Here is a 24,562-nt window from a genome sequence, read left to right on the forward strand (position 1 = left end):
ATAAAAAAAGTCTGTCCTCAAGACCGACGCTGCCCCTGGACACTGCGGGCACCGACAAGATGCGCCAACTGCGCGCCATATTCATAAACCGCCTCTTTCACCGGCTTGCATGGGACCGGTTTGAGTGGGGACACAGGTAAAGGTAGGTCCTCCACCTTGATCCGACCCAAAATCAAATGCGCCAGCTCGCGCCCAAAGACCGTCCCAGGGGCAATGCCTCGCCCGTTGTAACCACTAAAGGACAGGACCTGTCGCCCCAGTTGGTGCAGGCGGGGCACGGCATCGGAGGTCATCCCTATCCAGCCATACCATTCATAATCAAACTGCACATGCCGCAGGGCCGGAAACAAATGCTGCAATGCGCGTTGCGCCCACGCCGTATGTATCGCCCGTCCACGTTCACGCAATGCCCCCACACTGCCAAACACCAGGCGACCCGCTTGATCGAAACGGTACGAGGATAAAACTGAACGCGTATCCCATGCGCCCTGCCCTCCCGGCAGAATCTGGGCGCGCAGTGCGGCATCCAGCGGTTGCGTAGCCACGTTGAAATACGGCAGACGCACCAGCTCTGCGGGCAGATCTGGCCAGACCTCACTGGTATAAGCATTGGTCGCCACAATGACCCAGGGCGCCAACACTTCACCGTCCTGCGTCTGCAACACCCAGTGCGTGCGGCCGTCCTCAACCCGCCTGACGGCACTTTGCTCATAAATGCGGGCCCCCGCCGTGATCGCAGCCCGGGCCAGACCTCGAACATAGGCTAAAGGCTGGAGCGTGCCCGCGCGCCGGTCCAGCAAAGCGCCCGCATAAGCGGTCGTTCCGGTAGCCGCAGCCACTTGTGTTTGATTGAGCAACTCGACCGGCGCCCCAAGGTCTTGCCATTGGCGCCAACGCTTCCGGATATTACGCAGACCGCCCGCGCCTACCGCACAGTGCAAAGTGCCGGTCTGCACGGCCTGACAATCCATCCGGTGTTGGGCCACCAATTCATACACGGCAGCCGGTGCCCCACTTAACAAATGCAACAGGCGCCCCCCGTAATGCGCACCCAATGTCTTGAGCAGTGCCTCTGGCTCAAGCCACAGGCCAGCATTGACCAGACCCACATTGCGTCCCGACCCTCCAAACCCGATCTGCGCCCCTTCCAGAACCACCACCCGCACTCCGGCCTGAGCCAGATGCAAGGCCGCGGACAAACCGGTGAATCCGGCGCCAATAACCGCGACATCCGCTTGGACAGGGCCTTGCAAACGCTCGCAGACCGGAGCGGGTGGCGCTGAGGCCTGCCAGAGTCCGTGACTGCGCTGGTCCGCTTTCATGCGCCCGACTCCGCCAGAAAGCGCTGATGCAAGGCGTGCTCGGAACGCGTCTGAGCAGCGCGGTAAAGTTCAATTTCGTCCAGCACGGGGCTACCCAGATCACGTTCAAACTCAGATCGGGCCGCCTGCGACACGTAGTTTTTTTGTTCCGCATCGCCCAGATTGGACTGAAAAATCCCCGCCGCGCTAACCGGCAAGAAATCCTCGTAAGTAATGGGGCGCAATGCGACCACGCCACGCTTGATCAAATCAGGCAGGTTCCAGGGCCGGCCGGCAGCCAGTTCCTGCTGCCAGATAGCAGGGTCCCGTGGCTCAAACCGAAAAAAAGCCAGCCCACGCTCGTACATTTCATCGCTGTCATCTGGGAACTGAGCAAACACGTGCTGGAGACGTTCAGCATACGTCTGCGTAGTAGCGGCTTGCTGCCCGGCATCTCTGGCTTGCGCCAACAAGGAGTCGTAAAGTGCCCGGCCCGCCTGGGTCAAAGCCACGCCGCGTTGCTCTATCTCACCAAAACGCGCGGTATGAGACCCCACCCCAGCCTGACCGACAAACTCGATCTCCTCTTCCAAAGCTTTGAAACTGGTTTGGCGCAACAGAATGGGATGGCGCCTGCGCGGTGGGCCTTCGATCAGCTCTTTGGCGGGAATACCCCGTTGGGGCATGGCCTCTTGTACCGCATCAATATCCAGGGTTCGGGGAGTCAGGTGATTGATATGGGGGCCCTTGAAACACACAATATCGGCCACCAGACGATGTGCCGCATGCAATTTGCGATACGTATCCTGATCGACAGTCGCTTGGCGATGCCAGCGAAATACGGCGGTGGCGGCGGCCACAAATTCCTTGGCCTGCGGTTCGGTCAAGCCACCGGCCACCTGCGCCTGTTCCGCTAACTCCAGCAAGCCGGACGGAAAAATAGACCGTTGCGACAAGATTGCAGCCGCCTGCGCCCGCAGGTTCGCATCCTCTATCAGCTCCAGTCTGAGCAAAGAGGTAAACACCCGGAAGGGGTTGGTTTGTAATGCGTGGTCGTCCACAGGGCGGAACGCGGTGGAGTGAACGGGTACGCCCGCCACCGACAGATCGTAATAGCCAACGGGATACATACCCATGACGGCAAAGATCGTGGCAATCCCTTTGAGCTCCGCCGCGGTACCGACCCGAATGGCGCCGTGGCGCTCCACATCCAGACGGGTCAACTCCGACTGCTGTCGCAAGGCGCTGTGCAGTGCTGGATCATGCTTGAGCACACTGGCGTTGATCTCGTGCACCAGGCTCAACAAGGCCCCGTACTGCGGCACCTCCTGCTGATACATGGCCGACATGGCGCCTGAGAATCGGGAACGGATTTCGTCCTTAGAAACAAAAACAGAGGTGTCCATAGAACCGCCAGCAAATTGCATGACCTGGCGACAAGGCAAGGTCAGTCCATTAGTGAATCACTTCCGTGTACCCGCATGCACTCCTTCACACCACAGCCAGCGGAAGTCCGTCATCTTATAAGCCTGAAATACTTAACTATCTTGCACCTCATTCTGTGAGCACAGGCAAGAGGGGTCAAACGATGATTCCAACTCAAGTCATTCCTAACTAGAATGACTAAACGTTTTCCCTTAACAAACAAGCATGTCCATTCCCAAACGTTTTCTTCCTCCCATGCACGTCCTGATTGCCTTTGAAGCCGCCGCACGGCTAGGCAGTTTCACGGCAGCAGCGAGCGAGCTGAACCTGACCCAAAGCGCCGTCAGTAGACAGATCAGACTGCTGGAAGGAATATTGGGCGCGGATCTTTTCGTCAGAGAGCGCCAGACGGTTCGTCTGACTCAGGCGGGTAGCACGTACGCCCAAGAACTCAGCGATGCTCTTCGACGCATTGCCAACGCCACCCTGGGGTTCAAGGCCAATCCGCATGGCGGAACGCTGAACCTGGCCATCTTGCCCACGTTCGGGACTCGTTGGCTTGCCCCCCGACTGCCAGAATTTGTGGCTGCCTACCCCGGCATCACCATCAACCTGCTGACGCGCCTGCAACCGTTTGACTTTCATATGGAAAATGTGGATGCCGCCATCCATTACGGCCTGCCCGACTGGCCGGGGGCGAATCTGGATTTTCTGATGTCAGAAACCGTGGTGCCGGCCTGCAGTTCCGCCCTTCGCGAGCACTATCAGTTCCAGACGGCCGCTGACTTGCTCAAGGCACCTTTGCTGCATCTGGTCTCCAGGCCCGATGCCTGGGAGCGTTGGTTCAACGCCAACGGCGTGGAGAACGTGCATATTCACGGCATGCTGCTTGATCAGTTTGCGCTGATTACACAGGCGGCTATCTCCAACCTTGGGATTGCCTTACTGCCCACATTTCTGTTCAAACAGGAGCTCAGTCGCGGAGACTTGGTCCTGGCTCTGGACTCACCCTGCCTGAACACGGAGGCTTACTACCTGGCCTGTCCGGCGGGACGCGGCGACTACCCACCATTGATCGCATTTCGGCAATGGCTACAAGCGGAAATCGCGCATGAACGCGCCCCGGACTGAGGCCGGGGCGTCAAACCGCTACGGTGGTGCTATGACCGTTTCCGCACCAAGGCGAGAGACTGCTCAGCTATGACCCGCTCTTCGTTGGTTGGAATGACCAGGACCTTGACCGGACTGTCGTCTGTCGAAATGACGGTTTGTCCTGACTGGTTACGCGTCGGATCAATCCGCACACCCATCCACTCCAGGTGCTTGGCAATACCCGCACGAATAGATGGGCTGTGCTCGCCAATCCCGGCTGTAAACACCAAGGTATCCAGCCCCTTCAAGGCCACACACAAGCCCGCCAGATTGTCAGCCGTGTGGTAGCAAAAGTAGTCCACCGCCAGCTTGGCACGAGGATCGTGCGAGGCTTCCAAAGCGCGCATATCGGCTTGATCGCCGGACAAGCCTTTCAGACCGGACTGGGTGTAGAGCACGGACTGGATCTCGTCATGCTCCATGCCCTGCTCCAACATCCACAGCACCACACCGGCATCCAGACGACCTGGACGCGTGCCCATCGGCAAGCCATCCAGCGCCGTAAAGCCCATGGTGGTGTGAACGCTACGACCTTCTTTCAAAGCGCAAGCCGAGGCCCCGGAACCCAAGTGAGCAACGACGACACGTCCGTCGGCCAACTCGGGGAATTCCCGGCGCAAGTGCTGGGAAATATACTGGTAGGACAAACCGTGAAAACCGTAGCGCCGTACACCCTGCTCAAAGAAACGCTCCGGCAAGGCAAAATGCTGCAAATACGGGACATGCCCTTGGTGGAAGGCCGTGTCCAGACACGCTACCTGGAAAATCTCTGGATAATGTTCAAAAATTACGCGAACTGGGGCCAGATTGTTCTGCTGATGCAGTGGCGCCAGAGGCGACAGGCTGTCCAGATATTCCAGCACCTGCGGCGTCAAAGGCACACTGCTGTCATAGCGAGCGCCCCCATGCACGATGCGATGGCCCACCGCAATAGGCCGGCCATCGACATGCTCCAGCAACCAGCGCGCCACCAAAGCCTGAGCGGTGTGCAAGTCTTTGGCCTGTTCACCATCCAGGTCCTGCTTGATCATGGATTGACCTTGAGCCTCCTTGACCTTGAAAGCAGGCTGCTTACTGCCAATGCCCGAAACCTGCCCCCCAAATTCAAAATCCAGTTGGTCGCCCGGCTGAACCTTGTACATATGAAACTTCAGGCTGGAGCTGCCTGCATTAATGACCAGAATCTGCTCGCTCATTAGTGCTTGGCCTCCAGAGCAACTTTACGCTCCAGATAACCGGCGTAAATGCTGGCAACAGCGCAAGAGGCCATGCGGGTCTGGGCACTATCGGCACGGCTGGTCAGAATGATGGGCACGCGTGCGCCCATCACAATACCGGCGGCCTGCGCGCCGGACAGGAAGGTCAGGTTTTTAGCCAGCATATTGCCCGCTTCCAGATCAGGGGCCACCAGAATCTGCGCCTTGCCCGCCACCGGCGACACAATCCCTTTAATACGCGCCGCTTCGGGGCTAATGGCATTATCCAGCGCCAGGGGGCCATCCAGCACACCGCCCGTAATCTGGCCGCGATCAGCCATCTTGCACAAGGCAGCGGCTTCCAGCGTGGTCGGAATTTTTTCTGTGACTTGCTCGACCGCAGACAAAATAGCGACCAGCGGTTTACCCAGGCCCAGGCCGTGGTGCAGATCAATCGCGTTTTGCACGATGTCTGCCTTGGCGCTCAGGTCAGGAAAGATATTGATAGCGCCATCGGTCACAAACAAAGGGACGGGGTAGCTGGGCACATCCATGATGAACACATGACTGAGGCGGCGCCCCGTGCGCAAGCCTTTGCCCTGGGTGCAGAGCACGGCCTCAATCAGCTCGTCCGTATGCAGGCTACCTTTCATCAGCAACTGCGCACGTCCGGCCAGTACTTCTTCTACGGCCCGTTCTGCCGAAGCATGGCTATGAGGAGTATCGATCAAGGTCACCCCTTCCAGGCTGAAACCATGCTCTGCCGCCACGGAATGCAAACGGGCTTGTGGGCCAACCAGCACAATCTCGAACAGACCTTGGGCCCGTGCCTGCAAAGCGGCCCCCAGGGACACATCGTCGCAAGGATGAGCCACCACACAAATCCGACTGGGCTCTTTGCGCGCTTGCTCGATCAATCGGGAATAATGACTGGAAGGCCCAGTGCGATCAGCAGCCGCAAGGGCCGTATCCAAGCCAGCAGGGTGATTCATGATAGATGACTCCTTGGAGATGAATGAAGCTAACCCAACACTAAACCATTTATCTGCCCGCATGTCTTTGATTGCGAACAGGGAAACTTCAACATTTTGTCCATCATTCTTTTAGATACGCCATGAATGAGGCATCAAGATTAAAGATTTAAAAAAATCCGGTTTTGCACAATACAAACCGGACTTTTTATGTTGATGGCTGTTTATTCATCACAATAGCCCAGATCCGCTAGTATCCGGGCTGGGAATTACAGGCCTAATTCACTCAGGCTGGGATGCTCGTCGGGGCGTCGGCCCAAGGGCCAATGGAATTTGCGCTCGGACTCGGTAATATCCAGGTCATTAATACTGGCATGGCGTATCGCCATATAGCCATTTTCATCAAACTCCCAGTTTTCATTTCCATAACTGCGCCACCATTGCCCATATTCATCTTGCCATTCATAGGCAAAGCGCACGGCAATTCTATTTTCATGCCAGGCCCAGAGCTCTTTAATCAAGCGGTATTCACGCTCTTTTTGCCATTTGCGTTCTAAAAAAGAGTGGACCTGATCGCGTCCCTGCGGAAATTCGCTGCGATTGCGCCAGCGCGTATCCACGGTATAAGCCTGCGAAACCTTGACTGGGTCACGGCTGTTCCAGGCATCCTCGGCAGCACGCACTTTCTGGCGAGCACTCTCCAGATCGAAAGGTGGCAAGGGAGGACGTTTATCCATACTGATCTCCTAGAAAACAAGAGTGGACCAGACAGTCTAGCGGCAAAATGCAGGTTGTTTCTTACTGGCCGGAATCGGCCCAGGGTGCTTGCGCAAACCCGGCGATCAGAAAATCAATAAAAGCTTGCACACGCGCCGGACGAGACCGGCCCGGAGGCGTCAGCAGATGCAAGGTCAGACTGGGCAGATCCCATTGCGGCAATACGACTTCCAATTGGCCTTGCTCGAGCATATCGCCCAACAGAAATTGCGGCAGCACGCTTAGCCCCAAGCCCTGCAGCAAGGGCGGGATCAAGGCTTGGGCGTTGTTGACTTGCAAGGCACAGGGCACGGTTTGGGAGTAGTACTCCTCCCCCTGCTGAAAGCGCCAAACACTGCCGCGTCGCTCGTAGGCGTAGCGCAGGCTCATATGCTGGGCCAGGTCGCTGGGGTGAGTGGGTCTACCGTATTTGGCCAAGTAACGGGGGGCGGCGACCAGGCGCAAGCGCAGATTGCACAGGCGACGCACCAGGAGACTGGAATCATCCATGGCCGAGATGCGCAGGGCCAGGTCGAAACCCTGTTCAACAATGTTCACCTGGGCATCATTAAAGTGCAGGTCCAGCAGGACAGCCGGGTGCTGTTGCATGAAAACCGGCAGCAAGGGAGCCAGATGCTCCAATCCAAAGGACATAGGAGCGGCGATCTTGATACGGCCTTGCAAGCTTTCTTTTTGATCACGCGCCAAGGCTTCGGCGCTTTGTCCAGCAGCCAGAACGGTTTGGGCCTGCTGCAAGCTGGCTTGCCCGGTTTCTGTCAAGGACAGGCGTCGAGAGGTTCGATGAAACAGGGAAACCTGCAGTTGTTTTTCCAGCCGGGTGATTGCCTTGGAGACGGTGGGCTGGGACAGGCCCAGGACTTCAGCGGCCTGGGCAAAAGAGCCGGTTTCCGCCACGGTGGCGAAGATGGCCCATGCCTGGAGGTCCGGAAGTGTTTTCATATCAATTTTGGAATGAATTCTATGCTATTGATTCTATTTTATTCAATCAGCAAGGCGCCTAGAATTCTTTTTAGTATCCAATATTAAGGAGCGCGCCATGATTGAACATCGGCCTTTTAATGAACTGGGCGGCGCCAACCACGGTTGGCTGGACGCCAAACACCATTTCTCTTTCGCGAATTACTACGATCCCGCTCGCATGAGCTGGGGCGCCCTGCGTGTCTGGAATGACGACACGATTGCATCCAACACCGGGTTTCCGCCTCACGATCATGCCGATATGGAGATCATTACGTATGTGCGTGAAGGGGCCATCAGCCATCAGGACAGTTTGGGCAATAAGGGTCGTACCGAAGCGGGGGATGTGCAGGTGATGAGTGCCGGCACGGGCATTCGCCATGCGGAGTACAACCTGGAAACGGGCACGACACGAATTTTCCAGATCTGGATTCAGCCAGAGCGTCGTGGTTTGCCACCTGCCTGGGGTGCCAAGCCTTTTCCCAAGGATGAGCGTTCGGGGCAGTTTGTAGCCTTGGCCAGTGGCTTTGAGGGGGACGCGGAGGCATTGCCGATTCGCTCCCAGGCTCGTGTGCTGGGAGCGACCTTGAAGAAAGGCCAAAGCACGACTTTGTCTTTGCCTGCCGAACATCTGGCTTATCTGGTGCCTGCCACTGGGCGGGTTTCGGTGAATGGTCTGGAGTTAAATGCCCGTGACGGGGCGGCGATTCGCAATGAGACGACGCTGGAAATTCAGGCGCTGGAGGATGCTGAACTGGTGCTGGTTGAGACGGCGCAGTAATTGCTGATGAAGCGTTTTAAGGATGGGGAGAGCGATTTGGGCTCTCCCCTTCTTCTTTTTTGTTCTGCTGTTCTGTTTTTCAAGAACTAAACGCAGGTAAGAGAAGATGTTTGTTTTTAGATGCCATGTGTCGGCTCAATGATTGAACAAACAAAGAGACGCTTAGAAAGTCGGTCGGATGCCTTATTCGGTACTCGGATCTTGTCAAAAAGACGCCGCTTGGAGCCCTGTCAGGGTGTCCGGGCTGAGCACTTGCCGGTGCTGCGCGCCGGTGCCCTTGTCAGTTCTGAAATCCGGGCGCCCTGTGAACTCGCGGGGTGGCTCGTCCCCCGGACGAACCACAAACGCCCCGCTCAAACAACACAGGGCTTGCATCCCGGATTTCAGAACCGACCGCGGCAAGTACTCTGAATCGCCCCGACACCCTGACAGGGCTCCAAGCGGCTCGCATTGTAAGCAACGGAGGGGTGAAACGTAACTGTAATGCCACGTTTCGGGCTAGTTAGTGATGGATTCAGTGGTAGTTTTTGTGGCCCGGTTTCTTGTCATGAAAAATGTCGCGGGGAGTGGACTAGCTCGGCTGTCTGTTTTTGGACTTAATTCGGAAAGTATTCCTGATTTTTTCTTTAGGTAAGGTAAACAATCCTTTGTTTTTCTCTCTCTTCTTATTCTGCGGCGCTTTCCCTTAACGGAAACCGGCTCACAAAGCAGATCAAAACATCTTCTTTTCTCTGATTAAACTGTTTGTTCTCAATCGATAAGCTTCTGTACTGCAACAATATCGTTACAATTGTTGTAACGCCGATACTCAACTCTTCTTAACAAACGAGAACACACCGTGTCCTCTCCCAACCAGTATTTCGTTCTGATCGTCCCTGCCTGTGCAGCATTACTGGGCATGGCCATGATTTACTGCTGGAGTCGTCTACGTGATCATCGTTATCTTCTCTGGATTGCCTCGGGGTATATCTCTACGGCTATTCCGTTGGGGATTCACAGCCTGATGCCCAATGAGCATTTAGCACGCTGGACAGTCCCCTTGTCGACGATGTATCTGTTTGGTGTCTGGGCCTTGGCGCATGGGGTTGCTGTGCGTTTTGGTGGGCGCTCTCCCCCCAGGTTGGCTGGCACGATCATGTTTATCACGCTGGGGGGGCTTTTTTATTTCTCCCAGATCCATGATGATCTCTGGCTACGTTTGCAGATACTGGGCTGGAGCCTAGCCCTGCTGATCGCCCTGCCCGCCAAGTCGATCCTATTGTCTAGCCGCACGCGTCCTATTCCTTTGGCAGCGCTATTGCGGGCTTCTTATCTGACGACACTGCTCTACGCTTTTTTTCGTGCGTTGGCGCTGACCACGCTGATCCCGCGTGAAATCCAGCCCGATCTGACCCAATCCGGTTTTTGGCTCTTGATGCTGGCTGCCAATATGTTCATCAGCATTTGGATCGCACTGGCCATCTTGACCAGCACAGCAATGTCGATTGTGCAGACACTAGACCATGAGCGCAGCCAAGATCCTTTGACCCGTTTATTGAACCGCCGCGCGTTTTTCGAGCAGGTTAAAAAACGGCTGGAGCGATATGGGCATACCGGCTGGGCGGTCATCATCTGCGATCTGGACCACTTCAAGATCGTCAATGACACCTGGGGCCATGCGGCAGGCGACCGGGCCTTGAAGGAGTTCGGAGCTTTACTGGCCCGTACAGTGCGACAGGATGATTTGGCAGCCCGCTTCGGGGGAGAGGAATTTGTCTTGCTGATACGCAGTACCAGTTTGCACACCGCCGTACTGGTTGCCGAACGTTTGCGCAGCAGTGCGATGAATCTGCATATCCCCGCCACGGCGCACACACTGACGGCCAGTTTCGGGGTAGTGCAACTAAACAGCAATGGCGACATCAATCAGGCTATTGAACAAGCAGACCGGCTTTTGTATGAGGCCAAGCATGCTGGCCGCAACAAGGTCATTTGGAAGGCTTCCTGAGCGATCCCTGCGGCTTGCTGATACCCTTACTGTCTCTCTTTTTCAAGACAGCCCTGTTAGAGGCTGATTGATCGAACTATTACAGTAAAAACCGGAAGCGTTCACGCTTTCCCAGGAGACCCCATGTCCCTTACCGAACGTAGTGCCAGTGAACTGCTGGCAGGCCTGGAAAACAGCCTGTTCAGCGCCCGCGAGATTGCCGATGAACTGCTCAAACAGTCACAAGAAATGGCCCACTTGGGCGGCCTGGCGCATTTGAACTCAGAACTGTTTTACCAGCAGGCAGATCAGTCCGACACACGCCGCGCCCGTGGCCAAGCCTTGGCGCTGGATGGTGTGCCTTTGGTACTGAAAGACAATCTGAACACCACGGACATGCCTACCACATCCAGCACCGGTGCGCTGCAAGGCCGCGTGCCACTGAAAGATGCGGATGTCGTCGCACAATTGCGTAAAGCCGGTGCTGTGCTGCCCGCCAAGTCCGTGATGCACGAGCTGGCTTTTGGCATTACGACCAATAACGCCACCACCGGCCCCAGCCGCAACCCGTATGACCCGAACCGTATTCCCGGTGGTTCTTCCGGCGGCACCGCAACGGTGGTGGCAGCCCGTCAATTCCCAGCTGGTTTGGGCACGGATACAGGCGCATCGGTACGCCTGCCTGCCGCGCTTTGTGGTCTGTACGGTTTCCGTCCTACGGTGGGCCGTTATTCGGGCCAGGGCATTGTGCCTTTGTCCCCTACCCGCGATACGGCAGGCCCCATGGCCCGCAGTCTGGCTGACATCAGTTTGCTCGATAGCCTGCTCTGCCAGAAAACCCCTTCCATCCTGACCACTCCCTCCTTGAAGGAACTGCGCCTGGGTGTGCCCCGTGACAGCTTCTGGAAAGAGATGGATGCCGGTGTAGCCGACGTCACCCTGGCCTTTCTGGATGATTTGCAAAAAGCCGGTGTCACGCTGGTCAATGTCGATCTGTCCCCGGTTCTGAAGATCAATGCTCGCGTTGGCATGCCGATTGTGCTGTACGAGACCTTGCAGCATCTGCCTTTGTATCTGGCCGAGAACAAGTACGGCATCGGTCTGGACGAGCTAATTGCCGGCATCCATAGCCCCGATGTGAAAGAGATTTTCGATGCCATTACCGGCGACTACACCATCAGCCAGGAAGCTTACGAAGAGGCGCTGCATGTAGACCGCCCGCTGATGCAACAAGCTTATGCAGACCTGCTGCGCCAGTCCAATGTGAGTGGCTTGATCTTCCCGACCAGCCCGCTGACCGCCTGCCCGATTGGCGATGATGAAACCACCATGATGAACGGCAAGGCGGTACCTACGTTCAACACCTATATCTCGCGCACCGATGTGGGCTCAAACCTGGGCGCACCAGGCATCTCCCTGCCTATCGGCCTGTCGGGCGGTTTGCCCGTGGGGATGTTGATTGAAGCGGGCATCGGTGCCGATGATCTGTTGCTGGCTCTGTGCCGGGCGATTGATCCTTTGCTGCCAGCGACACCTGCGCCGGATTTGAGCAAACGTCCTACCGTCGCTTAATCCGTCATCAGCGCTCCAAGGATGAGTAAATGCCCCAATAAAGGCACCTTCAGCTTAAGAATACAGGCCAGCTTCGTCAGGAAGTCTGGCCTGTTTTCTTTTCGACCAGTATCCATCTCAGGGACTCCCCCCTTTCCTTGCCTCAATCACAGCCAAGCGGATACAAGCCATGTCATACCTATTTCAGTTGAAAGCAGCGGTCTTGAAACGCTAAACTAAATACTGTGTTTTCATACAGACACCATCACTTGCTACTGGCTATAAATAGCAACTCTGACCTCTCTACCCACTCTCTCCCCTGACGCCTGGGCCAAGCTGCTCACAGTTCATTCATTGCCCCTCTGCCCCACCTGCCTGCAAGCAAGCACGCTCTCTGTTAAGAACATATCCCTTGATCAAACCTGGTTCCGATATAAAAAAAGACCAATGAACACACAGATTCTTTTATTACGCGGCGTCATGCCTACCGGCAAAAACAAAGTGCTGATGGCACCGCTGCGGGCGGCTCTGGAAGCGGCTGGTTTGCGGGATGTCAGAACCTATATTCAAAGCGGCAATGCCATTGTGTCTACGGAGCTGGAACAGCCAGAGCTGGAGCAACTGGTTCATCACGCCATCAAGGAAAACCTGGGCGGAGACATTCAGGTCATCGCCCGAACACCGGCTTACTTCATGCAAGTCATGGAGAACAATCCTTTCAAGCACCAGAACCCCAGCCAGCTTTATTTCACTCTGCTGCGCTCGCCGGCAGACAAAACCCTGCTGCAAGCCTTCCAAGCCCTGGAGCATACCCCGGATCAGGTCCGCGTCATTGATGACATCGCCTATATCGTGTGCGCAAGCCGGTATCGAGACCTGAAAGCCAACAATAATTTCATCGAGAAAAAGCTCAAGGTCGTTGCTACTACACGCAACTTCAACACGATGAGCAAGCTGATTGCCTTGAGTACGGGTACTGATGGCGTCTCCCCCGCTAACATCCAGTAAATTCACGCCCCAGGACAAATATGTAACAACCCGACCCTGGTGCTCTTGAAATTAGGAAAGTCGTCCCTATAATTAGCACTCGAAGGGGTTGAGTGCTAAAGCACCTCGCCCCCAAAATCGGACCAACAACTAAAGTCATCTTTAAACAGGAGTTTCTCCATGGCACTGCGTCCTTTGAACGATCGAGTGATCGTCAAGCGTCTGGACAACGAACGCACCACCGCTTCCGGTATCGTTATCCCCGAGAGCGCGACTGAAAAGCCCGATCAAGGCGAAATCCTGGCCGTTGGCCCCGGTAAGAAAACCGAGGACGGCAAGGTTCTGGCGCTGGATCTGAAGGTCGGCGACAAAGTTCTGTTTGGCAAGTATTCCGGCCAGGCCGTCAAGATCGACGGTGAAGAGCTGCTGGTGATCCGCGAAGAAGAAATCTTCGCCGTGATCGAATAAGTACCGCCAACGAAAATTCAATAGGATTCAAACCATGACCGCAAAACAAGTTTACTTCGGCGACGACGCACGTACCCGCATCGTGCGCGGCGTTAACGTTCTGGCCAATGCTGTTAAGACCACCATGGGCCCTAAAGGCCGTAACGTGGTTCTGGACCGCTCCTTTGGCGCCCCTACCGTCACTAAAGACGGTGTGTCCGTTGCCAAAGAAATCGAACTGAAAGACAAGTTCGAGAACATCGGTGCTCAACTGGTTAAAGAAGTTGCCTCCAAGACTTCCGACAACGCCGGTGACGGTACCACGACCGCTACGGTGCTGGCTCAAGCCATCGTTGAAGAAGGCCTGAAGTTTGTTGCCGCCGGCATCAACCCAATGGACCTCAAGCGCGGTATCGACAAGGCTGTGGTCGTCGTTGTTGACGAACTGCGCAAGCTGTCCCGTCCTTGCACTACCAGCAAAGAAATCGCTCAAGTCGGTTCCATCTCGGCCAACAGCGACCACTCCATCGGTGAGATCATCGCCAATGCCATGGACAAAGTTGGTAAAGAAGGCGTGATCACCGTTGAAGACGGCAAATCGCTGGAAAACGAACTGGACGTGGTTGAAGGTATGCAGTTTGACCGCGGCTACCTGTCCCCTTACTTCATCAACAACTCCGAAAAGCAAGTTGCTGTTCTGGAAGATCCATTTGTGCTGATTTTCGACAAGAAAATCTCCAACATCCGTGATCTGCTGCCCGTACTGGAGCAAGTTGCCAAGACCAGCCGTCCTTTGCTGATCGTTGCTGAAGACGTGGAAGGCGAAGCTCTGGCTACTCTGGTTGTGAACAACATCCGCGGCATCCTGAAGACCACCGCTGTTAAAGCTCCTGGCTTTGGCGACCGTCGTAAAGCCATGCTGGAAGACATCGCTATCCTGACTGGCGGTACCGTGATCTCCGAAGAAACCGGTATGTCTCTGGAAAAAGCGACTCTGGACGACCTGGGTCAGGCCAAGCGCATTGAAGTGGCCAAAGAAAACACCACGATCATCGACGGCGCTGGCAACGGCACCGACATCGAAGCTCGCGTGAAACAAATCCGCGTTCAGATCGAAGAGTCCACTTCCGACTACGACCGTGAAAAACTGCAAGAGCGCGTGGCCAAGCTGGCTGGCGGTGTTGCTGTGATTCGTGTTGGCGCTGCCACCGAAGTCGAAATGAAAGAGAAGAAAGCTCGCGTTGAAGACGCCCTGCACGCTACTCGCGCAGCCGTCGAAGAAGGTATCGTTCCTGGCGGTGGCGTTGCACTGATTCGTGCTCGCGCAGCGGTTGCCCAACTGAAAGGCGACAACACCGACCAAGACGCCGGTATCAAACTGATCCTGCGTGCGATCGAATCTCCTTTGCGTACCATCGTCTCCAACGCCGGCGAAGAAGCCAGCGTGGTTGTCAACCAAGTGGCCAGCGGCACCGGCACCTACGGTTACAACGCGGCTACTGGCGAGTACGGTGACCTGGTTGAGCAAGGTGTTCTGGACCCAACCAAAGTTACCCGCACTGCTCTGCAAAACGCAGCTTCGATCGCCAGCCTGTTGCTGACAACCGAAGTGGCCGTGTCGGAAATCGTGGAAGACAAACCTGCTCCAGCCATGCCTGACATGGGTGGTATGGGCGGCATGGGTGGTATGGGCGGCTTCTAAGCCACACATCAGCACCCCGATCCGGGCGGAAATTGATCACTTCTGCCCTGATCGCCACGCTTTTAGTACAAAAACCGGATGGATTTTTCCATCCGGTTTTTTTTCGTCCAAGCAAACCCCTATAATCAGGGCACTTCAATCTGCTGTTTCCTTCATGTCAGACTCTCCATTCAAAAGCAAAGGTGGTTTGGGCCGCCTGTTCAATGCCTTGCGCTACTCCAGCCAGGGTCTGGCCGCAGCCCTGCGCCATGAGGCTGCCTTTCGCCAGGAACTGGCCTTGGCTGTCATCCTGACGCCACTGGCATTCTGGCTGGGGCAAACCCCGGCGGAAATTCTGGTCTTGCTGGGCGCACTGGTCTTTGTGCTGGTGGTGGAGCTGCTGAACTCAGCCCTGGAGGCCCTGGCCGATACGATTACCCTGGAGCACCACCCCTTGATCGGGCGGGCCAAGGATCTGGCCAGTGCTGCCGTGCTGCTGTCCCTTATTTTTGCTGGTGCCGTCTGGCTCAGCTTTTTGTATAGCCGTTTACTTTCCTGATTCCCATGACATTCATAGAAAAACTGAACCGTGCCTGGACGGACAACCAATCCATGTTGATGGTGGGTCTGGACCCAGACCCTGCCCGCTTGCCTTTGGAATTGGCCAGCAAACCCGGCGCGATTTATGAGTTCTGCAAAGCGATTGTGGACGTCACCGCCGACTACACCTGTGGCATCAAACCCCAGATCGCCTACTTTGCCGCTCAGGGTGCCGAGGATCAGTTGCAAGATCTGTGCGACTACATTCGCAGTCGCTACCCTCATCTGCCCATCGTGCTCGATGCCAAGCGTGGGGACGTGGGGTCGACCGCCGAACAATACGCACGCGAAGCCTTTGAGCGCTATCGCGCTGATGCCGTCACCGTCAGCCCCTACATGGGCTTTGACTCGGTAGAGCCCTACCTGGAGCACAAGGACAAAGGCGTGATCGTGTTGTGCCGCACTTCCAACCCCGGCGGCTCAGACCTGCAATTCATGGAAATGGCTGACGGTACCCCGCTGTACTTGCACGTGGCCAGCCTGGTGGCAGAGAAGTGGAATACGAACGGTCAATGTGCTTTGGTCGTGGGCGCCACCTTCCCCGACGAAATCGGCAAGGTGCGTGCCCGTATTGGCGATATGCCTTTGCTGGTGCCCGGCATTGGTGCCCAGGGTGGCGATGTGGACGCCACCGTTGCTGCTGGTATGGACTCCCAAGGTAACGGCATGATGATCAACTCGTCGCGCGCCATTCTGTACGCCAGCCGGGGGGATGACTGGCGTGATGCGGCTCAAGCAGCGGCGATTGCCACGCGCAATGCCATTAATGACGCGCGCAACAAGAAACGGTAATTCCTGGCCCTTCCTGCTTGCTCAATAAGTTCGGAGGCAGCGACAGCGACAGCGACAGCGACAGCGACAGCGACAGCGACAGCGACAGCGACAGCGACAGCGACAGCGACAGCGACAGCGACAGCGACAGCGACAGCGACAGCGACAGCGACAGCGACAGCGACAGCGACAGCGACAGCGACAGCAGTTAGTGTAGAGACAAGAAAGCCCCGCTCACTTGGATTCAATCCCAAATGAGCAGGGCTTTTTATTAAGCTACGAACCATAAATCCGGCTCGGGCTCAGTCTGAAGCTTAAACACAAGAAACAAGTTCAGCCCCTGCTAAGCTACCAGCCCTGGTCTCGGGTCTGAGCTGTATTTCAAGCTGCCGAACGAGAGTATCGATCCGACACTGCTCCAGCCACAAGCCTAAACACTAAACCAGGCCCCTACTTCGGCTCTGGCACAGGTTCCAATTCTGATGAGAGTTTTGGCTTTTAAGCTGAGCTCAAGCCTAGTTCCGGTCGCGCCACTGCTTCAGCTCCGGGCTATCGGCCCCCAATACACTCTGCAGAGCCTGCTCGGTATGCTCACCCAATTGCGGCGGAGCCATGCGGTAAGACACTGGGCTATCTGAAAAACGCATGGGGCTGGCCGTCATGCTGACCTTGCCCGCCTGGCTGTGAGCCAGCTCGATACGCATATTCCGGGCCTGAACCTGCGGATGCGAGAACACCCCATGCAGATCATTGATAGGCCCGGCTGGTACGCCAATCTTGTCCAGGGCTTCCAACCAATACGCACTAGGATGCTTTTGCATCGCGGCGCTCAGGATCTGCTCTAGCTCATCCCGGTGCTTGACCCGCTGGCTGTTGATACGGAAACGTTCGTCCTCCACGACTTCCGGATGGCCAATCGCTTCGCAGTAAGCCGCGAACTGCCGATTATTGCCAATAGCCACAATGATGTGGCCATCTTTCGTTGGGAACACCTGATAGGGCACCAGGTTCTGATGCGCATTACCAGCCCGCTTCGGGGCCTGCCCGCTCACCAGATAGTTCATATTCTGGTTAGCCAACATGGCAACCTGACAGTCCAGCAAGGCAATGTCGATATGCTGCCCCAAGCCGCTGCGTGAGCGTTCAAACAAGGCGGCCAGAATGCTGCTGGTGGCATACATACCCGTCATCAAGTCCGCGACAGCGACCCCCGCTTTCTGAGGGCCACCACCGGGCTTGTCATCACGCTCTCCGGTCAGGCTCATCATCCCACCCATGGCCTGGATCATGAAGTCATAACCCGGACGTTCGGCATAAGGGCCGGTCTGGCCAAAGCCGGTAATCGAGCAATAGATCAGACGCGGGTTGATCGCTTTCAGGCTGGCATAGTCCAGGCCGTATTTGGCCAGACCACCCACCTTGAAGTTCTCGACCAGGATGTCGCATTCCCGTGCCATGGCACGCACCACATCCGCGCCCTCCTGACTGGCAATATCCAGGCTGATCGACTGCTTGTTACGGTTGGCCGACAGGTAGTAGGCCGCCTCAGCCGTATCCTCCTTATCCGGTGTCTGCAAAAAGGGCGGGCCCCAGGCGCGCGTATCGTCGCCAGTTTCGGGCCGCTCTATCTTGTAGACATTCGCCCCCAGATCAGCCAGGTTCTGCGTGCACCATGGGCCAGCCAGAATGCGTGTCAGATCCAGAACCCGGATGCCATCCAAAGGGGCAGGACGTATTGCCTGCGAGACGTGCTGATCGCTCACGTTACAGTGCTCCATTCAAAAACGATTAGTCCAGCGTGATATTGGCCTGCTTGATCAGGCTGCCCAACTTTTCGTCTTCCTGACGCAGGAACTCGGCATACTCAGCAGGGGTGGAGGAAAGGATATCCACGCCCTGACGACGGAAGCCTTCAACAAACTCGGTGTTCTCACTGACCGTTCTCATGGACTGGCTCAGGCGCTCGACGATTTCAGGAGGCGTGCCACTACTGACATGGAAACCAAACCAGGCCGTCACGTTATAGCCCTGATTCAGACCCAGCTCGGCAAAGGTGGGCACCTCTGGCAACAAGGAAGAACGCTCCGGGCCGGACACGGCCAAGGGGCGCACGGTATTGGCCTTGATATGTGTAATCGCCGTACCCATGCTATCGAACATGAAGGAGATATGGCCACCCAGCAAATCGGTCATGGCAGGTGCACTGCCACGGTAGGGAGCATGGATAACATCGATATTGGCCATCGTGGTAAAGGCGGCTGCCGACAAGTGCGAGGAAGAGCCGTTACCAAAGGAGGCGTAAGTCAGCTCTTCAGGCTTGGAGCGAGCGTAGTTGATCAGCTCTTCACCTGTCTTAAAGGGGCTTTGCTGAGCATTGACCACCAGCACGTTCTGTCCTTCGGCCACCAGGGAAACAGCCGTCAGATCCTGCGCTGGATCGTAAGGCAGTTTCTTGTAGAGGTGGTTGTTCACGACGGCCTGACCAACAGCGGCCAGCAAGACGGTATAACCATCGGGGGCAGATTTTGCAACGAAGTCCGTCGCAATAATGCCGCTGGCACCGGGCTTGTTCTCCACAACGATGGTCTGGCCCAGATCTTTGGACATTTCCTTGGCGACACCTCGGGCAATCACGTCCGTCACGCCGCCCGGTGTAAAGGGCACAACCAGACGAATAGGCTTGTCCGGGTACGCGGCCTGCGCTCCCAAAGAACAAAACAACAAACCCATGCCGGTTAGCAAAGGAGCCACTTTACGGGCTAGGACTTTATTCATGAATCTCTCCAAACTTATTTTGTTCGATAATCGAACTTGATTATTTAATTGCTAAGTCTTGTTTTTTTTACAATTTATCATCGATAATTCTTATAAATTCCGTTTAGTTCGCTAATCGAACAAAACTGAATCTTGCCCCCTATCACGCAATGACCATCAACAAAGAGACAATCCCCCCCGCCGACAACTACAAAGGCGACCCGGACTATATGCAGTCGCTAGCCCGTGGCCTGCAGGTGATTACGGCGTTTTCAGACAGAAGGCGGCCATTACGGGCCGCAGAAATTGCCCTGAAAACCGGCCTGGCGCGAGCAGTGGTGCAACGCTGCCTCTACACTTTGCGAGCCCTGGGTTATGCAGAGCAGGAAGGCGTGTTCTGGAAACTGCGTCCGGCAATTTTGCAATTGGGCCATGCCTATTTTTCCTCGACCTCCATCGTCAGCCTGGCGCAACCCATACTGGACGATTTAAGTGATCGTGTTGGTGAAACCTGTGCGCTGGCCTTGCTGGACGGGGACGAGATTCTGTATCTGGCACGCGCACAACGGCAGCGCGTACTAACCGTGTCTCTGGGCTTGGGAAGCCGTTTGCCTGCCCACTGCACCTCGATCGGGCGGATGCTGCTGTCGCAGTTGCCATCCAGCAAACTGGATGCTTACCTGGAGCTGGCACCTTTCAAGATCATGACGCAATACACCGCCCATACTCGCGAGGCTTTGCTGCGCGAATTGAAACAGGTGCAGGAAAAGGATTATTCCTTGATCAAGGAAGAGCTGGAGCTGGGTTTGACGGCAATTGGCGTACCCGTGCGCAGTGCCAGCGGACGTGTTGTCGCGGGGATGAGCATCAGTATCAAAGACTGGCAGGACACTGAAGAACAGTTGATCCGGCGCTGCCTGCCCGAACTGCGTTCGAGCGCCCGGCAGCTGGGTTTGATGTTACCGGCCTAAGATCAGGCCGGATTGAGCATGGTCAGCGCACTGGTCAAGGCGTATTCCACAGCCTGCTGACGAATTTGAGCACGATCGCCGTCAAAGATACGGGCAGAGGCGCGGGTCACAATGCCATCGCCACGGCGCTGCGCAAAACCAAAGCACACCAGACCAACCGGCTTGCCTGGCGTTGCTCCGTCCGGGCCGGCAATGCCGGTCGTGGAAATAGCCAACTCGGCATCTGCGGTAGCTTCCAGCGCACCCGCCGCCATTTCCATGGCGGTTTCTTCGCTGACCGCACCAAATCGATCCAGGGTGTCCTGGTTCACACCCAGTTCCTGAACCTTGGCCTTGTTGCTGTACGTGACCAGACCGCGCTCAAACCAGGCGCTGGAGCCGGGCAAGTCCGTCAAGGCAGCAGCCAACAGGCCACCGGTACATGACTCGGCGCAGGCGACCATCCAGCCGCGATCTTTAAGGGCTTGCCCCAGGGCCAGGGCAGCATTGCCGTGCTCGTAATCGCTCATGAGAAAACTCCAAAACGTACCAAGACAGCCATCAGCAACAAGGTGTAGCCTGCCGCCAGGAGATCATCCCACATAACGCCAAACCCATTATGCAGACGACGATCAAAATAGCGAATCGGCGCAGGTTTGAGAATATCAAAAAAACGAAATAACACGAATGCGATGCCCTGTGCCAGCCAGGTCTGCGGAATCAGCCACAACACCAGCCAGAAGGCCACCATCTCATCCCAGTTCATGCCGCTGTGATCAGACACGCCCAGGTCGTAGCCTGTGCGGTGGCAAGCCCAGCAACCAATGAAAAAGGAGACCGGCAAGAAAATAGCCATTTGCGTGTCGGTCAGCACATGCAGACCCAAGACCCACAAGACCCAGGCCAGTACCGTGCCCCAGGTACCCGGCCCTGGGCGCAACACGCCAGTGCCACCACCGAAGGCGATCAAGCGCCAAGGCTTTTTCACCACCCAATCCAGGGTAGGACGTTGAATCGGATTCAAGGAAGGATCAGGAAATGTGCTCATGACACAGACTCAGCCACCAAAATGATCGAAACCGCCCTGGGCAGGGGCAGGATGCAAACCCTGTTGATCACGCACATACACCCCGCTACCGGCGTGCATGGAGCCGATACGGCTGAGCGGCACACCTTCGCGCTGGGCCAGCGCCATGATGGATTCCCGATGTAGGGGTTCTGCGGTGAAACACAGTTGAAAAACGTCGCCGCCAACCAGAACCGCTTCACGTTGCAAATCAGCAGGCAGGCCCTTCAGGGATGAGTCCAGCGGCAAAGCGTTCCAATCCAGATGGGCGGCGCATTGACTGGCTTTGGCGATATGACCCAGATCCTGGACCAGGCCATCAGACACATCAATGGCGGCATGGGCCAAACCTGCCAGGGCATGCCCCAGGCGATACGGCGGCCAAGGTTGTTCCAACGCTGGGCGGCTGGCAGCCAGGCGATCGGGGTCAGTGGCCAGGCGTCCTTGCAAAAGCCGCAAGGCAATGTCTGCCGCCCCCAGCGTCCCCGTCAACCAGATATCGTCACCGGGCTGGGCGGCGCTACGTTGCAAAGCCTGCCCCGCCCGGACCTCACCCAGCACCGTAATACTGATCACCACCCCTTGCTTGCTGCGCGTGGTATCACCACCAATCAAGGGGCAATGCGCCTGATCGGCCAGTTGGAACAAACCTTGGGAAAATGCTTGCAGCCATTCAGGCCGGACTTCGGGCAGGGACAGGGCCAATAGACAGGCTCGTGGTTTGGCCCCCATGGCGCCCAGATCCGACAGATTCACGGCCAGCGCCTTGTGTCCCAACAAAAAGGGGTCCACATCGGCAAAGAAATGTTGCCCTTCGATCAGAAGATCGACGCTGCTGGCCAGTTGCCAGCCGGGTGTAGGCGTAAAAAGGGCGCAATCATCGCCCACTCCCAAATAGCCTTCGGGAGCAGGACGATTGAAATACTGCTGGATAAGACCGAACTCGTTCAGCACGGCACGCCCCGTTTTAGCGGCGGGCCTGCTTGGCAACTTCGGGTGCGCGTACGTCGGCGGCCAGCTTGTCCAGCACGCCGTTCACGAATTTGAAGCCATCAGTACCGCCGAAGGACTTGGCCAGCTCGACAGCTTCGTTAATGGCAACACGGTAAGGCACTTCAACGTGATGCACCAGTTCGTAACTGCCAATGAGCAAGATGCCATGTTCGATGGGAGAGAGTTCTTCCAAAGGACGATCAACATAAGGCAAAAAACGTTCGCGCAGCACAGGAGCTTCGCGCATCACACCAAACAGCAAGGTTTTGAACCAGGCTGCATCGGCTTCGCCAAACTCCTCGTCGCCCCGAATATGGGCGTCGATGGAGGTGGCTTCCTGCAGGCCATCCGCGCCTCGCAAAAGCCAGGAATAGATGCCCTGCAGGGCAAATTCGCGCGAGCGGCGGCGCGCGGATCGTCCGTTGGCCTTACTGGCCGGGACTTTATTTGTCGTCGTCAAGATCTTCGTCCTCGTAATCTTCGTCCTCATCGTCGTCCAGCTCGGGTTCGAGGACGGCGATAAGATTGCCCAGCTCGACCGCTGTACGGGCGCAATCGCGACCTTTCTCAGCAGCGCGAACTTCGGCTTGTTCATCTGTGTTGGTGGTCAGTACACCGTTGGCAACAGGAATACCGGTTGCCAGGGAGACCTGAGTAATGGCCGAAGCGCTTTCATTGCTGACCACTTCAAAGTGGTAGGTATCACCGCGGATAACGGCACCCAGAGCGATCAGAGCATCGAACTCGCCGGTTTCAGCCATCTGGCCCAGGGTGATGCCCAATTCCAGCGCGCCAGGTACGGACAGAACAGTCACGTCGCGCTCGTCCACGCCCAGAGCCTCCAGCTCTTTGAGGCAGGCTTCCAACTCGGCCAGGCCGATAGACTCGTTGAAACGTGCACGCACAATACCAATGTGCAGACCTTCCCCATTCAGGTCAGGGGTAACAATGTAAGGATTCATGTTGGAAGCTCCGCTTAGGATTGAGAATCTGGTTCGCTATGGTAACCCGTCACGGTCAATGCAAACCCGGCCATGCTTGGCATTTTACGTGGTCGCGACATCAAACGGGCTTTGCCGACATTGAGGTCACGCAAAATTTGTGCACCAATTCCATACGTGCGCAAATCATTGCGGCTAGGACGACCGCGTGGCGCCTGGGCCGGACTGTCTGCACCCCAAGCCTGAATCTGCTCAAAACTCTCTTCTTCGGAGTTCTGACAATTCATCAACAACACAACACCGCTGTCGGATGTGGCTACGGTACGCAAAGCCACTGGCAAGGTCCAACTGTGGCCCACATCGCCCTCGATCAAGACATCCAGCACGGTAGTCGGTTCATGCACACGGACCAGAGTTTCCACGTCCGGGCTGATTTCACCGTGAACCAATGCCAGGTGCAAACCACCAGAAGACAGGTCGCGGTAGGCATGGCACTCAAATTCGCCATAAGGCGTTTTTACGGGTTTTTTGTGCAAACGCTCGATCATGGACTCGTGTTCGCTACGGTACTGAATCAGGTCTGCTATGGTGCCAACCTTGATGCCATGCTCGCGAGCAAACACCAGCAAATCCGGCAAGCGTGCCATGGTTCCGTCTGGATTGAGCACTTCGCAGATAACAGCGGCCGGAGTCAAACCCGCCATCGCCGTCAAGTCACAACCCGCTTCGGTATGACCGGCACGCACCAGCACGCCACCTTTGGCCGCCTTCAACGGAAAAATGTGACCGGGCTGCACCAGATCAATTGGGCGCGCATCCCGGGCCACAGCCGCTTGCACGGTGCGGGCGCGGTCAGCAGCGGAAATACCGGTTTCCACGCCCTCAGCCGCTTCAATCGACACCGTGAAGTTGGTGCCAAAACGCGTGCCGTTGCGGGTGGCCATCAAAGGCAAATCCAGTTGGCGGCACCGCTCTTCGGTCAGGGTCAGGCAAACCAGACCGCGGCCATGCGTCACCATGAAGTTGATCGCTTCAGCATTCACGAACTCGGCAGCCATGACCAGGTCGCCTTCATTTTCACGGTCCTCTTCGTCAACCAGAATAACCATGCGCCCTGCGCGCAGCTCTTCCACAATCTCTGGAACGGGAGCGATTGGACTGGTGCCCAGTTGACCAGCGTCGGACTGAATTTCTTGATTCATCGTGCTCTTTGCTCAGACAGATAATAATTAAGGCCATTTTACGACACCCGGGCCCCGGCGGGCAGCTTCATTAGTCGGTACACTTAAAGACCG

At 56.4% G+C, this 24,562-nt stretch carries 25 protein-coding genes; 11 read left to right on the forward strand and 14 right to left on the reverse strand.

The genetic code is table 11. From position 1 onward, the window contains the following. Positions 1-17 precede the first annotated feature (17 nt). Entirely contained in the window at positions 18-1,322 is a 1,305-nt protein-coding gene (locus tag OKX01_RS14890; protein WP_264671998.1) for an NAD(P)/FAD-dependent oxidoreductase, read from the reverse strand. Beyond that, positions 1,319-2,707, reverse strand: a complete 1,389-nt coding sequence (locus OKX01_RS14895) for a VOC family protein (protein WP_264671999.1) — start codon at positions 2,705-2,707, stop codon at positions 1,319-1,321. Before OKX01_RS14895 ends, OKX01_RS14890 begins: the two co-directional genes overlap by 4 nt. A 244-nt stretch (positions 2,708-2,951) precedes the next feature. Here OKX01_RS14895 and OKX01_RS14900 point away from each other — a divergent pair, with 244 nt between their 5' ends. Beyond that, a complete protein-coding gene (locus OKX01_RS14900; protein ID WP_108728639.1) occupies positions 2,952-3,857 on the forward strand; it encodes a LysR family transcriptional regulator in 906 nt (301 codons plus the stop codon). Positions 3,858-3,886: 29 nt separating this feature from the next. Here OKX01_RS14900 and OKX01_RS14905 read toward each other — a convergent pair whose 3' ends face one another. The 4 genes from OKX01_RS14905 to OKX01_RS14920 form a co-directional block, all read right to left on the reverse strand. Further along, positions 3,887-5,074 carry an acetate/propionate family kinase gene (locus OKX01_RS14905; RefSeq protein ID WP_264672000.1) on the reverse strand — a complete coding sequence of 396 codons (1,188 nt, stop codon included), beginning with the start codon at positions 5,072-5,074 and terminating at the stop codon, positions 3,887-3,889. Next, positions 5,074-6,066 carry a phosphate acetyltransferase gene (locus tag OKX01_RS14910; RefSeq protein ID WP_094197578.1) on the reverse strand — a complete coding sequence of 331 codons (993 nt, stop codon included), beginning with the start codon at positions 6,064-6,066 and terminating at the stop codon, positions 5,074-5,076. Before OKX01_RS14910 ends, OKX01_RS14905 begins: the two co-directional genes overlap by 1 nt. A 248-nt stretch (positions 6,067-6,314) precedes the next feature. Beyond that, positions 6,315-6,782, reverse strand: a complete 468-nt coding sequence (locus OKX01_RS14915; protein WP_264672001.1) for a nuclear transport factor 2 family protein — start codon at positions 6,780-6,782, stop codon at positions 6,315-6,317. 61 nt (positions 6,783-6,843) lie between these two features. Beyond that, a complete protein-coding gene (locus OKX01_RS14920; RefSeq protein ID WP_094197580.1) occupies positions 6,844-7,761 on the reverse strand; it encodes a LysR family transcriptional regulator in 918 nt (305 codons plus the stop codon). Positions 7,762-7,858: 97 nt separating this feature from the next. Between OKX01_RS14920 and OKX01_RS14925 the strand changes: the two genes are divergently transcribed. The 9 genes from OKX01_RS14925 to OKX01_RS14965 all read left to right on the forward strand — a co-directional run bounded on the left by OKX01_RS14925 (position 7,859) and on the right by OKX01_RS14965 (position 16,775). Continuing rightward, on the forward strand, positions 7,859-8,560 hold the full coding sequence (locus OKX01_RS14925; protein ID WP_264672002.1) for a pirin family protein: 702 nt from the start codon (positions 7,859-7,861) through the stop codon (positions 8,558-8,560). A gap of 838 nt (positions 8,561-9,398) precedes the next feature. Then, complete coding sequence (locus OKX01_RS14930; protein WP_264672003.1) at positions 9,399-10,547, forward strand: sensor domain-containing diguanylate cyclase; 1,149 nt, start codon at positions 9,399-9,401, stop codon at positions 10,545-10,547. Positions 10,548-10,670: 123 nt separating this feature from the next. Continuing rightward, complete coding sequence (gene iaaH / locus OKX01_RS14935) at positions 10,671-12,098, forward strand: indoleacetamide hydrolase (protein ID WP_264672004.1); 1,428 nt, start codon at positions 10,671-10,673, stop codon at positions 12,096-12,098. Positions 12,099-12,524: 426 nt separating this feature from the next. Further along, positions 12,525-13,085 (forward strand): DUF1697 domain-containing protein, encoded by a 561-nt coding sequence (locus tag OKX01_RS14940; protein WP_264672005.1) that lies wholly within the window; start codon positions 12,525-12,527, stop codon positions 13,083-13,085. 159 nt (positions 13,086-13,244) lie between these two features. After that, positions 13,245-13,532, forward strand: a complete 288-nt coding sequence (locus OKX01_RS14945) for a co-chaperone GroES (RefSeq protein ID WP_009454802.1) — start codon at positions 13,245-13,247, stop codon at positions 13,530-13,532. A 34-nt stretch (positions 13,533-13,566) separates the two neighbouring features. Beyond that, complete coding sequence (groL, locus tag OKX01_RS14950) at positions 13,567-15,213, forward strand: chaperonin GroEL (protein ID WP_094197585.1); 1,647 nt, start codon at positions 13,567-13,569, stop codon at positions 15,211-15,213. A 154-nt stretch (positions 15,214-15,367) separates the two neighbouring features. Further along, a complete protein-coding gene (locus tag OKX01_RS14955) occupies positions 15,368-15,751 on the forward strand; it encodes a diacylglycerol kinase (protein ID WP_094197586.1) in 384 nt (127 codons plus the stop codon). A 5-nt stretch (positions 15,752-15,756) separates the two neighbouring features. Then, on the forward strand, positions 15,757-16,584 hold the full coding sequence (gene pyrF / locus OKX01_RS14960; RefSeq protein ID WP_094197587.1) for an orotidine-5'-phosphate decarboxylase: 828 nt from the start codon (positions 15,757-15,759) through the stop codon (positions 16,582-16,584). Between the two features lie 17 nt (positions 16,585-16,601). Then, complete coding sequence (locus tag OKX01_RS14965; RefSeq protein ID WP_264672006.1) at positions 16,602-16,775, forward strand: MSCRAMM family adhesin SdrC; 174 nt, start codon at positions 16,602-16,604, stop codon at positions 16,773-16,775. Between the two features lie 303 nt (positions 16,776-17,078). Here the strand turns inward: OKX01_RS14965 and OKX01_RS14970 are convergent, their stop codons facing one another. Together OKX01_RS14970 and OKX01_RS14975 are read right to left on the reverse strand one after the other, a co-directional pair. Next, complete coding sequence (locus tag OKX01_RS14970) at positions 17,079-18,341, reverse strand: CaiB/BaiF CoA transferase family protein (protein WP_094197588.1); 1,263 nt, start codon at positions 18,339-18,341, stop codon at positions 17,079-17,081. 10 nt (positions 18,342-18,351) lie between these two features. Further along, positions 18,352-19,338 carry a Bug family tripartite tricarboxylate transporter substrate binding protein gene (locus OKX01_RS14975; RefSeq protein WP_094197589.1) on the reverse strand — a complete coding sequence of 329 codons (987 nt, stop codon included), beginning with the start codon at positions 19,336-19,338 and terminating at the stop codon, positions 18,352-18,354. Between the two features lie 149 nt (positions 19,339-19,487). Here OKX01_RS14975 and OKX01_RS14980 point away from each other — a divergent pair, with 149 nt between their 5' ends. Then, positions 19,488-20,288, forward strand: coding sequence for an IclR family transcriptional regulator C-terminal domain-containing protein (locus tag OKX01_RS14980; protein WP_264672007.1), 801 nt, complete (start codon positions 19,488-19,490; stop codon positions 20,286-20,288). Positions 20,289-20,290: 2 nt separating this feature from the next. On the opposite strand, the gene OKX01_RS14985 is transcribed toward OKX01_RS14980, so the two are convergent. Genes OKX01_RS14985 through ribBA form a run of 6 tightly spaced genes read right to left on the reverse strand, consistent with a single transcriptional unit; the run spans position 20,291 to position 24,469 of the window. Further along, the gene (locus OKX01_RS14985; protein WP_094197591.1) at positions 20,291-20,797 is read right to left on the reverse strand and encodes a CinA family protein; all 507 of its coding nucleotides are present in this window, start codon (positions 20,795-20,797) and stop codon (positions 20,291-20,293) included. After that, positions 20,794-21,315 (reverse strand): phosphatidylglycerophosphatase A, encoded by a 522-nt coding sequence (locus OKX01_RS14990; protein WP_094197592.1) that lies wholly within the window; start codon positions 21,313-21,315, stop codon positions 20,794-20,796. The genes OKX01_RS14985 and OKX01_RS14990 overlap by 4 nt, the downstream gene beginning before the upstream one ends. Before the next feature lie 9 nt (positions 21,316-21,324). Beyond that, positions 21,325-22,287, reverse strand: coding sequence for a thiamine-phosphate kinase (thiL, locus tag OKX01_RS14995; RefSeq protein ID WP_125277985.1), 963 nt, complete (start codon positions 22,285-22,287; stop codon positions 21,325-21,327). Positions 22,288-22,300: 13 nt separating this feature from the next. Beyond that, positions 22,301-22,816: a transcription antitermination factor NusB gene (gene nusB / locus OKX01_RS15000; RefSeq protein ID WP_042488795.1), complete on the reverse strand. Its 516-nt coding sequence runs from the start codon at positions 22,814-22,816 to the stop codon at positions 22,301-22,303. After that, positions 22,770-23,288 carry a 6,7-dimethyl-8-ribityllumazine synthase gene (gene ribH / locus OKX01_RS15005; RefSeq protein ID WP_094197594.1) on the reverse strand — a complete coding sequence of 173 codons (519 nt, stop codon included), beginning with the start codon at positions 23,286-23,288 and terminating at the stop codon, positions 22,770-22,772. Before ribH ends, nusB begins: the two co-directional genes overlap by 47 nt. A gap of 14 nt (positions 23,289-23,302) precedes the next feature. After that, on the reverse strand, positions 23,303-24,469 hold the full coding sequence (gene ribBA / locus OKX01_RS15010) for a bifunctional 3,4-dihydroxy-2-butanone-4-phosphate synthase/GTP cyclohydrolase II (protein WP_108728631.1): 1,167 nt from the start codon (positions 24,467-24,469) through the stop codon (positions 23,303-23,305). Positions 24,470-24,562 lie beyond the last annotated feature (93 nt).

This window comes from Alcaligenes sp. SMD-FA, assembly GCF_025960365.1.
Lineage (GTDB): Bacteria > Pseudomonadota > Gammaproteobacteria > Burkholderiales > Burkholderiaceae_B > Alcaligenes > Alcaligenes aquatilis.

Excerpts from the sequence above, each read along its gene's own strand:
- OKX01_RS14890 (WP_264671998.1), bottom strand. The coding sequence starts at position 1,322 with ATGAAAGCGGACCAGCGCAGTCACGGACTCTGGCAGGCCTCAGCGCCA.
- OKX01_RS14895 (WP_264671999.1), bottom strand. The coding sequence starts at position 2,707 with ATGGACACCTCTGTTTTTGTTTCTAAGGACGAAATCCGTTCCCGATTC.
- OKX01_RS14900 (WP_108728639.1), top strand. The coding sequence starts at position 2,952 with ATGTCCATTCCCAAACGTTTTCTTCCTCCCATGCACGTCCTGATTGCC.
- OKX01_RS14905 (WP_264672000.1), bottom strand. The coding sequence starts at position 5,074 with ATGAGCGAGCAGATTCTGGTCATTAATGCAGGCAGCTCCAGCCTGAAG.
- OKX01_RS14910 (WP_094197578.1), bottom strand. The coding sequence starts at position 6,066 with ATGAATCACCCTGCTGGCTTGGATACGGCCCTTGCGGCTGCTGATCGC.
- OKX01_RS14915 (WP_264672001.1), bottom strand. The coding sequence starts at position 6,782 with ATGGATAAACGTCCTCCCTTGCCACCTTTCGATCTGGAGAGTGCTCGC.
- OKX01_RS14920 (WP_094197580.1), bottom strand. The coding sequence starts at position 7,761 with ATGAAAACACTTCCGGACCTCCAGGCATGGGCCATCTTCGCCACCGTG.
- OKX01_RS14925 (WP_264672002.1), top strand. The coding sequence starts at position 7,859 with ATGATTGAACATCGGCCTTTTAATGAACTGGGCGGCGCCAACCACGGT.
- iaaH (WP_264672004.1), top strand. The coding sequence starts at position 10,671 with ATGTCCCTTACCGAACGTAGTGCCAGTGAACTGCTGGCAGGCCTGGAA.
- OKX01_RS14940 (WP_264672005.1), top strand. The coding sequence starts at position 12,525 with ATGAACACACAGATTCTTTTATTACGCGGCGTCATGCCTACCGGCAAA.
- OKX01_RS14945 (WP_009454802.1), top strand. The coding sequence starts at position 13,245 with ATGGCACTGCGTCCTTTGAACGATCGAGTGATCGTCAAGCGTCTGGAC.
- groL (WP_094197585.1), top strand. The coding sequence starts at position 13,567 with ATGACCGCAAAACAAGTTTACTTCGGCGACGACGCACGTACCCGCATC.
- OKX01_RS14955 (WP_094197586.1), top strand. The coding sequence starts at position 15,368 with ATGTCAGACTCTCCATTCAAAAGCAAAGGTGGTTTGGGCCGCCTGTTC.
- pyrF (WP_094197587.1), top strand. The coding sequence starts at position 15,757 with ATGACATTCATAGAAAAACTGAACCGTGCCTGGACGGACAACCAATCC.
- OKX01_RS14970 (WP_094197588.1), bottom strand. The coding sequence starts at position 18,341 with ATGGAGCACTGTAACGTGAGCGATCAGCACGTCTCGCAGGCAATACGT.
- OKX01_RS14975 (WP_094197589.1), bottom strand. The coding sequence starts at position 19,338 with ATGAATAAAGTCCTAGCCCGTAAAGTGGCTCCTTTGCTAACCGGCATG.
- OKX01_RS14980 (WP_264672007.1), top strand. The coding sequence starts at position 19,488 with ATGACCATCAACAAAGAGACAATCCCCCCCGCCGACAACTACAAAGGC.
- OKX01_RS14985 (WP_094197591.1), bottom strand. The coding sequence starts at position 20,797 with ATGAGCGATTACGAGCACGGCAATGCTGCCCTGGCCCTGGGGCAAGCC.
- OKX01_RS14990 (WP_094197592.1), bottom strand. The coding sequence starts at position 21,315 with ATGAGCACATTTCCTGATCCTTCCTTGAATCCGATTCAACGTCCTACC.
- nusB (WP_042488795.1), bottom strand. The coding sequence starts at position 22,816 with ATGAGGACGAAGATTACGAGGACGAAGATCTTGACGACGACAAATAAA.
- ribH (WP_094197594.1), bottom strand. The coding sequence starts at position 23,288 with ATGAATCCTTACATTGTTACCCCTGACCTGAATGGGGAAGGTCTGCAC.
- ribBA (WP_108728631.1), bottom strand. The coding sequence starts at position 24,469 with ATGAATCAAGAAATTCAGTCCGACGCTGGTCAACTGGGCACCAGTCCA.